Origin of the sequence: uncultured Flavobacterium sp., from assembly GCF_963975005.1 — a bacterium.
Lineage (GTDB): Bacteria > Bacteroidota > Bacteroidia > Flavobacteriales > Flavobacteriaceae > Flavobacterium.
The window spans coordinates 1-2622 of sequence record NZ_CAXBFR010000195.1 but is presented as its reverse complement, the minus strand read 5'-3'; the positions used below and the strand labels follow the sequence as shown (position 1 = coordinate 2622).

The 2622-nt window shown below is 32.4% G+C and carries 3 protein-coding genes; all 3 read left to right on the top strand.

Features of this window, described 5'->3' with window-relative positions; all coding sequences use genetic code 11:
* Positions 1–360 precede the first annotated feature (360 nt).
* Positions 361–720: a hypothetical protein gene (locus AACZ53_RS14385; RefSeq protein WP_339839872.1), complete on the top strand. Its 360-nt coding sequence runs from the start codon at positions 361–363 to the stop codon at positions 718–720.
* Positions 721–786: 66 nt separating this feature from the next.
* A complete protein-coding gene (locus AACZ53_RS14380; protein ID WP_339626763.1) occupies positions 787–1182 on the top strand; it encodes a hypothetical protein in 396 nt (131 codons plus the stop codon).
* Between the two features lie 129 nt (positions 1183–1311).
* Positions 1312–2622 (top strand): DNA topoisomerase (locus tag AACZ53_RS14375; protein WP_339839870.1); only part of this gene is annotated, 1311 nt, incomplete at its 3' end.

Here is a 2622-nt window from a genome sequence, read left to right as displayed (position 1 = left end):
TAACAAGAGATATGAATTGGTGGTTGTATCGTAAAAAATAATGTAACCAATTTCATGCATGAGCGCTTAAAATGGGATAATGAGCTTGCTTGTCCTCATTGCGGTAATTTGAATACATATAAGACCAATAAAGGTTGGAAGTATAGAGAAAGGGAATGATAACAAGAATTAAATTACAAATTCATGTCTTTTAGCTACATCGTTAAAATTATTCTGGCTAACACATTCATTTATATAATCATCAATATTACCAATTTTGAATATAAAGTCAATAACAAATTTTTCTCTATCAGATTTTAAATTTAAAGCTCAATTAAAGGATTGTCATTTATTAACTTACGATAATAAAAATATTTCGATATGAAAAAATCATTTTATTTAAGCATCATCGCACTGTTTGGAATTTACATGATGCAATCACAAGATTCAACAAACACTGTTGATAAGGAGGATAATCGATTGCTTAAATATGACTGGAGCACTATTGCAACTACACCGTATATCATTGGAAAAAGAACAAGGAAGAGTAATTTTGATTCCTATTCGAATCTTGTCAAGATAATTGAAAATTCAGCTGCAGTTGGTTCACTAAACTATCCACTACCAGTTTCCGGTAATTCTAAAATGCCTGTTTATGAGCCAAAAGGAATTCATAAAATGAGAATTTTTGAAATCGATACTACTTCACAATTTTATCTCCAAATTTTCAAAGTTCTTTAAATATTGGCTTAAATCTTTTTAAAAAAAGTTCAAAAATCAATTCTTAATAGCAGCAGACTAAACGGCATGAAAAATCTATTTATTGTATTTCTTATACTACTGCTTAGCTATTCTTGTTCTAATGATGAAATTGGAAAATGGGATGACAACATTAAGCTTTCCCAGAAAGAATTTCAATTCGACTCCAAACAAAATAGCGCAATAATTACGACTGAAGGAGAGGGGTGGTGGATTTCAGAGATATATTCGGATAAAGGCCAAACTTATGATTTTAGTGATACGGACACTACAATTAAAAATTTCGTTATAATAAATCCGGATTTTAAATTGGAAAGGAAAAACGCAACGGAAATAAGTATCACAATGTTCGAAAACCAAACCAATTCTGAAAGGACTCTGAAAATCGGTTTGCAAGCAGGAAATTATTTTGATGGAATAAAAATAATTCAATCGGCAGATTGAACTTTTTATAATATAATATCTTTAGCTAGTTATTACTTGTTTTCCAAAGTTCAAACAAAGGATTAATAGATAGCGAATAACTAAACAGTCAACAACTTACTTCGATTTTTTAAATTTTAAACATATTAAATGAAAGTCTGTATTGCCGAAAAACCATCTGTAGCGAGAGAAATTGCTTCCGTTCTTGGGTCTACCACCAAACGTGATGGGTATTATGAAGGCAATGGATATGCTGTAACCTATACTTTTGGACATCTTTGTACGCTTAAAGAGCCAAACGATTATAAACCGCATTGGAAAAGTTGGGATCTAAACAATTTACCAATGTTGCCAGAACATTTTGAAACCAAAATATCTAAAGATGCTGGTATTCGAAAACAGTTTAAAATTATTAAACAACTATTCGATAAAGCAGATGTTGTTATAAATTGTGGTGATGCTGGGCAAGAAGGAGAATTAATACAACGCTGGGTTTTAAATCAAGCGAATTACAAAGGCAAGGTAGAAAGGCTTTGGATTTCTTCGCTTACAACCGAAGCCATAAAAGAAGGTTTCAAAAACTTAAAACCATCTGAAGATTACGATAATTTATATTATGCAGGTTTTTCTCGTGCTATTGGAGATTGGCTTTTAGGTATGAATGCAACACGTTTGTACACTTTAAAACATGGTGGCTACAAACAAGTATTATCAGTTGGTCGTGTGCAAACGCCAACATTAGCTATGTTGGTTAACCGGTTTAAGGAGATAGAAAATTTTAAACCACAACCGTATTGGGAATTGCAAACGCTCTATCGCGATACTTTATTTAGCTACGAAGAAGGGCGATTTCTTAACGTTGAAGATGGAGAGAAGTTAGCGAAAATTGTAAAAGAACACGATTTCGAAATTGTTTCTATTACAAAAAAGGCTGGTAATGAATATGCACCAAAGCTATTTGATTTAACAGGATTACAGGTCTATTGCAATACGAAATTTGGATTTTCTGCAGATGAAACCTTGAAGATTGTCCAAAAACTATACGAACAAAAAGTAGTTACTTACCCTAGAGTTGACACCACGTTTTTACCAAACGATGTTTACCCAAAAGTACATGGCATACTGAAAAATTTAACTACTTACACTGCTTTAACAGCGCCTTTGCTTGGAAAAAAATTAAAGAAGACGAAAAAGGTTTTCGATGATAGTAAAGTAACAGATCACCACGCAATAATACCAACTGGGCAGCAAATGAATTTGCAATACAATCAGCAACAAGTTTACAATAGTATTGTACGCCGTTTTATAGCTGTCTTTTATCCAGATTGTAAAGTCTCTAATACTGCGGTTATTGGTAAAGCTGAAAAAGTAAAGTTTAAAACTACAGGGAAAGAGATTTTGGAAAAAGGTTGGCGTGTTGTTTTTGAAACTCCAAATTCTTCGTCTAAGGAATCTGGAATG

What these genes read in the sequence shown, in the direction of transcription:
- AACZ53_RS14380 (WP_339626763.1), top strand. Translation starts at nt 787, where the DNA reads ATGAAAAATCTATTTATTGTATTTCTTATACTACTGCTTAGCTATTCT.
- AACZ53_RS14385 (WP_339839872.1), top strand. Translation starts at nt 361, where the DNA reads ATGAAAAAATCATTTTATTTAAGCATCATCGCACTGTTTGGAATTTAC.